The organism is Desulfogranum japonicum DSM 18378 (genome assembly GCF_000429945.1).
In the GTDB taxonomy this organism is placed as follows: domain Bacteria; phylum Desulfobacterota; class Desulfobulbia; order Desulfobulbales; family Desulfobulbaceae; genus Desulfogranum; species Desulfogranum japonicum.
Map to the genome: position 1 here is coordinate 1 of NZ_AUCV01000078.1, position 8,456 is coordinate 8,456.

At 43.5% G+C, this 8,456-nt stretch carries 9 protein-coding genes and 1 pseudogene; 2 read left to right on the top strand and 8 right to left on the bottom strand.

Annotation, left to right across the window (positions count from 1 at the left end):
* The 6 genes and pseudogenes from G493_RS30685 to G493_RS0121765 all read right to left on the bottom strand — a co-directional run.
* Positions 1-306, bottom strand: a pseudogene (locus tag G493_RS30685) (hydroxylamine reductase); the annotation flags it as partial.
* Positions 307-444: 138 nt separating this feature from the next.
* A complete protein-coding gene (locus G493_RS0121745; protein WP_028582070.1) occupies positions 445-765 on the bottom strand; it encodes a cupin domain-containing protein in 321 nt (106 codons plus the stop codon).
* Between the two features lie 81 nt (positions 766-846).
* Positions 847-1,035, bottom strand: coding sequence for a ferredoxin (locus tag G493_RS0121750; RefSeq protein WP_028582071.1), 189 nt, complete (start codon positions 1,033-1,035; stop codon positions 847-849).
* An 88-nt stretch (positions 1,036-1,123) separates the two neighbouring features.
* Positions 1,124-1,738, bottom strand: coding sequence for a TetR/AcrR family transcriptional regulator (locus G493_RS0121755; RefSeq protein WP_028582072.1), 615 nt, complete (start codon positions 1,736-1,738; stop codon positions 1,124-1,126).
* A 74-nt stretch (positions 1,739-1,812) separates the two neighbouring features.
* Positions 1,813-2,820, bottom strand: coding sequence for a 4Fe-4S binding protein (locus G493_RS0121760; RefSeq protein WP_028582073.1), 1,008 nt, complete (start codon positions 2,818-2,820; stop codon positions 1,813-1,815).
* A gap of 95 nt (positions 2,821-2,915) precedes the next feature.
* On the bottom strand, positions 2,916-3,602 hold the full coding sequence (locus tag G493_RS0121765; RefSeq protein WP_028582074.1) for a type 1 glutamine amidotransferase: 687 nt from the start codon (positions 3,600-3,602) through the stop codon (positions 2,916-2,918).
* A 230-nt stretch (positions 3,603-3,832) separates the two neighbouring features.
* Between G493_RS0121765 and G493_RS30690 the strand changes: the two genes are divergently transcribed.
* Both G493_RS30690 and G493_RS0121775 read left to right on the top strand, forming a co-directional pair.
* A complete protein-coding gene (locus G493_RS30690; RefSeq protein WP_051309776.1) occupies positions 3,833-4,444 on the top strand; it encodes a cytochrome c3 family protein in 612 nt (203 codons plus the stop codon).
* Complete coding sequence (locus tag G493_RS0121775) at positions 4,441-5,859, top strand: multiheme c-type cytochrome (RefSeq protein WP_028582075.1); 1,419 nt, start codon at positions 4,441-4,443, stop codon at positions 5,857-5,859. Before G493_RS30690 ends, G493_RS0121775 begins: the two co-directional genes overlap by 4 nt.
* Positions 5,860-6,190: 331 nt before the next feature.
* On the opposite strand, the gene G493_RS0121780 is transcribed toward G493_RS0121775, so the two are convergent.
* Positions 6,191-7,036 carry a DUF364 domain-containing protein gene (locus G493_RS0121780; protein WP_028582076.1) on the bottom strand — a complete coding sequence of 282 codons (846 nt, stop codon included), beginning with the start codon at positions 7,034-7,036 and terminating at the stop codon, positions 6,191-6,193.
* A 146-nt stretch (positions 7,037-7,182) separates the two neighbouring features.
* A complete protein-coding gene (locus G493_RS30695; protein WP_084813715.1) occupies positions 7,183-8,073 on the bottom strand; it encodes a methyltransferase in 891 nt (296 codons plus the stop codon).
* Positions 8,074-8,456 lie beyond the last annotated feature (383 nt).

The following is an 8,456-nucleotide window of genomic DNA, read 5'->3' on the forward strand; positions in this document are numbered from 1 at the left end:
ACCGGCAGCTTCCACTTTCTCTTTAAGCTGATCACGCAACGCTACCGCTTCTCTGATCCATTCCTCGAAACGAGCCGGATCAAAATCAACATTTGTCAAACAGGAAAAAATGGCCTCACAGGTAAAGCGGTCAACATTATTGTCGACAACACCTGCCTGACGCCCTGCATGGGCAACAATGGAAAGTCCCTGCACCGCATGCGTCAGTAAATCTTCGAGACCTGCCACCCCTTCGTTTTTGCCGCAGACCCCAATCTTAGTGCAACCGATTCCTTTGACAGTCTGTTCACATTGATTACAAAACATAATGATTCTCCTCTCAATCAGAATAGTATAGAAACGCAATTCGGTTTGATTACAATGTTGCTACAGTCTCTATGGTGCTTTATTCTTCGGTTTATGGCCTTGACGTAGGTCAATTTTATACAAATACTTCCAATAAAATTAAATGGGCGGAGCAATGGTAACCAGAATGCGCATATCGCTCTCCGCGCGCACACCGTGAGGTTCCCTTATTTCCGAAATAAAGATATCTCCGGTTTTAGCCGGGAGTTCAGCATCATCCTTACCGAGAAAATATCCTTCCCCCTCAATGACAAGAATAGAGAGTTCACCATCAAGGTCATGGGAATGGACAGGAAAGGTATGACCAGCTGAAAGGTTGAAATTGATAATTTTGAAATGTGGCGAGTCCTCTACAAGGAAAAAACGCTTCATTCCGTTTTCTGTGAATTCCCGCGTCTCGTTAAGGCTCATTTTTTTCATACATAACCTCTTTTTAGGCTTGGTATCAAAGCAGGAAGAATTTCATCTCGAGGATAGTAATTTTATTACTTCCGACCAGGATTAATCCTCTTCAAGTTCAATAGCACTGGTTGGACATGAATCAACCGCTTCCTGACAATCACAGCTTGAACATTTATCCGGACCGATGACATAGGATTTGCCATCCTGTATCTCGAAGACCTCGGGGCAGAGATCAACGCATATTTCACAACCAATACACAACTCTTGATCAACAACAGGTTTTGCCATAATTCCCTCCTTGTGAAGTTGAATTCACATAACGGTTATGATAAACCAATCTGAAAAATGTTAATAAAAAACATCTTCAGCTCCTGAGTTAAGGATCACATCTGCTTTCGACTTGTAAAACACATTGAAAGAGCGGCCACGCTGCCGTAAAATGACCACTTAGATCAAAAGTACCTTCGCTCATATGCCACAAGAGAGCTGCCGGCTGTACAATGCCGAAAAACATCCTTGCCACAGCTTCAGGATTCAAATCAGGGTTAATTTCATTTTTCCTTTGACCTTCACAAATAATTGCCTCCAGCTCAAGCAAATAGCCGCTAACAATAAGATACATCCTTTGCCGTTTGATTTTCTCCTGCCCCCACAATTCATCTGAAAATACGATACGGGGAATTCCCTGATGCTGAGAAATCAAATTTTCATGGAGAGAGAGTAACTCCTGTAGACGATCTATGGCATTGTCTCGTTTCCTTCGAACATGCTCCACATTTTTATACATTTTCTCCCGTATATGTTCGAGGATAGCACTTAAAATCGCGTCTTTATTTTTGAAGTGCCTGTAAAGCGCTGAAGGCGCCAGGCCTAGATGTGAGGCAATCTCAGTAATTTTTAATTTTTTGACCCGCTTGTCGCTCAATATGTGTAGCGCAGCTTCAACAATTTGATCTTTTCGTATTTCAGAGGCTAATTTTTCTGTGCTCATCTCATTATTCCATGTGAATTTAAATTCACCTTAAGCAGAACAGCATTGCGTGTCAATGGCTTGAGAGGACAATATCAGTACGTTGGATGACTGACGCTTTCAGATACTTGATACATCTGCCGAAAAGTTTCAGGAGATACCTTGCTTTGCCAATGATCGCTAATACGAGCTGTCAACCAGAAACCCAGAAAAATTAGTATTGTTAAAACAGGGATCAGCCAAGTGGGAACTTTTTGCCTGCGCGGTCTTTGTATGGTTAAACATTCTTCTTTTGGGCAAACGGCTATACATTCAAGGCAACCGATACATTCCGGAGAACGAACAGTCTGTTTTTTGCTGACTTGTATTCCACCTGGACATTGTCTATCACATTTCTTGCACTCAATACAGGTCTTGGGATCACGATAAACCTGTAACGGACTGAAAAAAGCGAGAACCCCGAGTAGGGCACCATAAGGGCAAAGAAAACGACACCAGAAATTAGGGATAATACAAGATATACCCATCAATAAGATCATGATGCCCAAAGTCAGATTTGATGGAGAAAGAAAAAATAGAAGCATCTTGGCGTCGGCAGCCAAGTTATATGGAGTTTGCAAAAAAACTGTAATTGCATTGACATCCATCTTCCAGAAGATGATATAGAGAAAAAATCCAAGAAGAAGATATTTAATGCTGGTCAACGGATAGGACAACCATGGAGGAGTGTTGCGCAGGGTGTTGAATTTTTGCCCTAGCCATTGAACCAGATGGCTTAAAAAGCCTACAGGACAAATCCAGCCGCAAAACCCCTTCCTTGCCAGGAACGCGATTGCCAGAATTGCCATAAAAATGACGAGTCCTGCAGGATGAATGGGGTCAAATGTAGAAGTGAGAAGAAACCTTTTGAAACTAAGCAATGCAGAAATTGGTAAAAAGCCCTCAACGGCAGGAGGTCTGGCTACATACTGTCCCTGATCCAGAGTCCACTGGTAGAAGCAATAAAATTGATAGCCCACATAAAGGGTAAAAAATCCAAATGATGCTTGTACTACTCTTCTAATGAAAGGGATACTGTTTTGAAAATAATCTTTTGCTGCCATGCCTTCTCCTTATATTTAAAACGATTTTTTAATCATAATAAGGTGTTGTGACTATTTCCTTGATCCAAGTCAAGTATGGCAGCATTCCTTCTCAATTATCGGGTCCAGTATGTTAAGAGTTTACCCATCACCTTGTTGATTGCTGTGAAACGGCTTTCATCTTGCAACATCACAGGTGCCTGTTGGACATAGGGAGCTTTGACGATTTCATCACCGCAGTTGATGATCAGGCTCTGGAGGCTTTCCCTGGTTGTTTCTAGGTGAAATTGTAACCCTACCACCCTGTTGTCATAGATAAACCCTTGATGGGGGCAGGCTTGAGACTCTGCCATCAAGATGCTGTCCTTTGGCAAATCAAACGTATCACCGTGCCAATGCATGACTTCCAGATCAACAGGAAACAGGGCACGTATTTCTTCAGGTGCCTCTTCAGTAATTCGGACAGGAAACCAGCCGATCTCCTTCTCCTTGTTGCGATATACTGCAGCTCCTAAAACATTGGCGATAAGCTGGGCTCCAAGGCAGATTCCCAATACTGACTTACCTGTGGTAATAACCTCGTGTATGAACCTTTTTTCCCGTGCCAGCCATGGGTACGTATTTTCTTCATAGATATTCATTGGTCCGCCCATAACTACGAGATAATCAAAATTATCGACAGACGGTAACGACTCATCAGCAAATAGCCTTGAGCATGATATCGATGCGCCAGTGGAAAGTGCCCATTGCTCGATACTACCCAGACCCTCAAAAGGTACGTGTTGCAAATAATGAATTCTCATATATTTTTCCTTGTTGCCCATTCAAACGATTAATCTAAAATTACTCCCTGGGCTAAGATCGTAACAACATGCGATGTCTTTATACTTAAACATATTATTTCAATGCAGTTTCAAGCAATTAAAATTTACCCATTGACTTAGATCGACATTTTTGTCATCATTTTTATATATTCAGTATTGAATTGAGGAGCAAGTGTGAAATAATCAACCTTTTATGAGGTCTACACACAATGAAGCGTCTCTTCAAACCTCTCTTATTGATAGGCTTTGGCATCGTCTGTGCTTTTCCGTTATTTAGCCTGCTTTACTACACCATGGCTCGTACTTCTACACCGCAATTCTGCGCTGGATGCCATGAAATCGTACCCGCTTACAGGTCTTGGCAGACCTCAAGCCATGTCAATAATCCTCAGGGTATCGTGGCTAATTGCATGGATTGTCATCTCCCTCCTCCTGAAAATACCATCGCTTTTTTCTACAGCAAAACACTCCATGGAATTAAAGACATTGTAGTCCACGTGTTGGAAGGATCCGATGCTTATAACCGTGCAGAAGAGAGAAAGGCGGCCTATGGCTATATGGAGAATGCGCACTGCCAAAAATGCCACCGTAATCTGCTTCATATCCCCTCAAGCCGAGGTGCCATGCTGGCACATCGAACAGTGCTATATGCTCGACCTGGATATGAACGTAAATGTGTAGATTGTCATAATATGTTGGTTCACATTGATCGCACGTACTATGCACACAAACAGGCAAGGGGACCTTATCGGGCACCAGGTATTCTGTTTAACTCACAAGGGGAAGTCGAATATCCAAGCAAGCTTAGGGGAACATTATGAACAAATGGTCACTTGTTGTAACAGTTGTGATGATGTTTTTGGCTGTAAACATTCCAAGAGCAATAGCTCAGGAAGAAAATGCCATGGATCAAGCAGCCGGCAACTTCATGCAGGATCGTCAATTTCGGTTGACACGCAGCATGTCGGAAGCTGCAAGTGCCTGTATCGAGTGTCATAAAGAAAAACACCCCGGAATTTTTGCTGACTGGGCAGCCAGCGGACATGCACGCTCTGGGATAACTTGTCTAGACTGCCATCTTGCAGACCCTACCGATCCTGATATCAGCACATCCCATGCTAAGGTTTACGAAAGTGGTACTTCCAAATGGGCAGATAAGAAATATTCTGTGCCTGTTGCCGCTGCAGTGACCCCAAAAGACTGTTCACGGTGTCATCCAGATGAATCACAGCAATATGCCAAAAGCAAACACGCTAACACTATGGAAATCATGTGGAAACTTGATCCTTGGCTCAACGGGGGAATGAACTCCGATTCTGAACGTAAAGCAGGCTGTTATGCCTGTCATGGTACTGTGTTAAAAATGAAAGAGGGTCGACTTGACCCTGCCACATGGCCTAACGTCGGGGTAGGTCGAGTTAATCTTGACGGTTCGCTTGGTTCCTGCACCAGTTGCCATACTCGACATCGATTTTCCTTGGCCGAAGCCAGGAAACCTGAGGCTTGTGACCAGTGCCATTTAGGACCGGATCATCCACAAATCGAAATCTATAACGAATCTAAACATGGCACGATGTACCATGCTTATAAGGAAGAATATAATTGGGATGCCGCTCCCGGTACCTGGACGCCTGGGCTGGATTACCGTTCTCCAACCTGTGCATCCTGTCATATGTCTGGTGCAGGAGAAGTAATGACAACCCATGATGTAACTGAGCGTCTCTCATGGGAAACCCAGGCACCATTAACAGTACGCCCCTCTGAATTTAAGCCGTTCCCTGCAAACACTAATTGGCAGACTGAACGAGACAAAATGAAAGCTATTTGTACCCAATGCCACAGTGAGACTTGGGTTAACGGGCATTATTCTGACCTTGATAATGCTGTAGAAAACTATAATGAAAACTATTTCAAACCAGCTAAAAAAATGTTGGATGAGTTGTACGAGAAGGGATTACTCGACAAATCTAAATTTTTTGATGAAAAACTTGAAGTTGAATACTATGAGCTCTGGCACCATGAGGGCCGAAGGGCTAGGATGGGTACAGCCATGATGGCGCCTGATTATGCCTGGTGGCACGGTTTTTATGAGTGTAAGCATCGATTCAACCGTTTTATGGAGGAGGCTAAGCATACTCTTGAATCAGGTGAGAAAGCTTATATCTACCCAACCTTCCCTGGTGCAACAGGAGATACTACGCGTCCCAAGGAAATATTTGCTCCTTCCGAACAGTAGAGAATCGTCACCATTTTTTACTCTTACCTTAGATCCTTTGCCTCCGCACTTGGCTTAAAGTGCGGAGTTTTTTTATGATTACAGTATGGTGTAGCAGGGGCATTTGAAGAAACTTACGATCGCCATCGATAGCCTTCCTGTATAGTGAAGCAGCAGAAAGGTCACGTTTGGGTCTATAGCGAACCCGGTATGGGGCCTGTTCAAATGCCCTCGCTACAACATATAATCGAAATCTCATAGCGTGCTATTTTTGCGTTTCATGAACAAGCCCCACCAAGACGGCTACGGAAACCTTGGCGGATAAATAGTGCCTATCGGTCACAGCACCTGATTACTTTCTGGCAATAACAACTCTGTCCGCAGATTTTCCAAAAAAATGGTATCCGGATCCACCTTCACCAAGGACATCCAACAGCCTGTCCGGATCCGTAGCCATAACACCACCAATGGAGCGAACTCCTCGGGAAAAAAAAGCATCTGGAAGCATGCTGGCCGTGGGCCCAACAACAATTATATCTGCCCCTGGCTTAGCTAAATCAATGAGATCTTCCAACGTATCATTGATGAGTGTCGTGCCTGTTATAATAAGAAGATCTGCCTCAGCAAGTACTTCATTGGCTCGCTCTTCAGGTACGTGACGAGCTAGTTCGTCTGGCTTCAAGGTTGCAGTATCTTTTTCCAGAATTCCAAAGTCTCTGTTTTCATTTTTAAACATTCGTAAATAAGGGACGAGCGCTCCAACCACCACTGCTTTGCCTCCTTCCGGAAAAACATACTCGTCGAGAGGGTCAGCGTCTTTCTGGATGTTATATCCATGTATACCCTCTTCCTTCCATATAGTGTTAGACAAGGCGTTCATGACAGCTATTCCTAAGGCGCGTGTCATGGCGTTTCCATTGAACATTCGCTTTAACATTATAGAAACAGGAGTACCTGCAATGTTGCCTGAATGAGGCATTGCTTTGGCTGAACTTGGACAACATACTGCTTCAGGTATGGTTTTTACCGGAGTAAAGCATAGCCCTCCATGGCCGTTGTTGAGTTTGACTCCTGTAAAAAAGATCCCGATCACAACTTTTTCAACGACGATTTCATTCAGACTGTCACCTAATTTTGTTTGTAGTATCGCAAGGGTTTCCTGAAGAATGCCTGTATTTTTATCAAAACTGGGGTTCATGATCTATCCATCGAATTATATGTGATAACGTATTTTGCAGGTTTTTTTTTCCCGCATTTTTCATCCTTTCATGCCTGGCGGAAGCGTGTATCGCATGATTTCACCTCCACAGTATTGCTGCAGTAAAAATTTGTATGCAACTAGGGTTAGCAGGAAGTGCAACATGAAGTTGGTTGTATTTGAGAGAGGTCTGCGGCTGTCTCCGTTTTGAGGCAAAGGTGCAGAGTAGACGTACCAAAAGTACTGGCAATATCCTTTGAGGAAATTGGTGTAAAACCTGATTGTTCCAGTAACCCGGCAAACTGTTCGACATAGCATAGTGGATGGCCGAAACTTAAAAAGGCCTTGTCCATTTCCAAAAGTCCGTTGGCAGGAATACACCCAGGTGAACAGAACCAGTGGTTGGAAACAAGTAATCCCCCTGGTTTCAAAGTATTCCTGACTTTTTTGAAAAAATGGGGCATGTTTTTTCGAAATTTATAGAGAATATGTGAAATAAGGACGATGTCATATCCTTCTCCAAGTTCATCATTGTCAATGTCGCCTCCTACTGCTGTCAAACGGCTGGAAAAATCATAACTTTTGATAAAACTGTCTGTTTCTGGAATGACATGGGGCTTGTCAAAAATGACACCCTGCAGGATTGGGTTGATCTGACACAGGGCAATCGCGTACAATCCGTGCCCCCCGCCAAGATCAAGGACAGTCTTGGCTTTTGAAAATTTTTCCCAGGAGGCGATTTCTTTTGTAACTCCCTGTATTTCACCCCGTAAAGAGCGTTGCCCCAAAGCCTTGATAAAATTTGTTCTCGGAGCTTTATCAAATGCCAATGCATCTGGTCTTTCTTTTTGTAAGTGGCTAGTGAGAGTATTCCATCTGGAGTTCTGACCGGTATCTTCCTCAATCCAGCCACCTTGATAGAGCGGGCTGGATTGCACCAGAAAATTTTCCGCCATTTCAGTGTTACAGTATTGCCCCTCTTGTTCATATAGCAGCCCCATATCAACAAGTGACTGGAGAAAACTCCGTATAAACATTCCGTTAACATGAAGGCGTGTAGCAATTTTTTCACGATCAAGGGTCTGTTTCTTACTTAGTGACAGAACGAAAACCCCTTTTCAGCTCATTTAATTTCGGGAATTATTCCCACATGATATTGTTCCAACACTCTGATGGTCTCCGCAATGTTTGCTGGGGTTTAAATTAACCGTAATCAGCAAATTTTAGACGGATCTCTCCCGCTGCCATGAAGTAATCTTGCAAAAAATACAACAGTTATGCAGCTCTCTTGACCTTCTCCTGTCTTTTAATCAACGCCAGCTGTTTCTCTCGAACCCTTACTCCAAGCTGCTGGATATTTCGTGCCAGTACTGCCAGGGCAACATACCGTTTGAAGCCATTGAGCCCATGATCCGGGCAT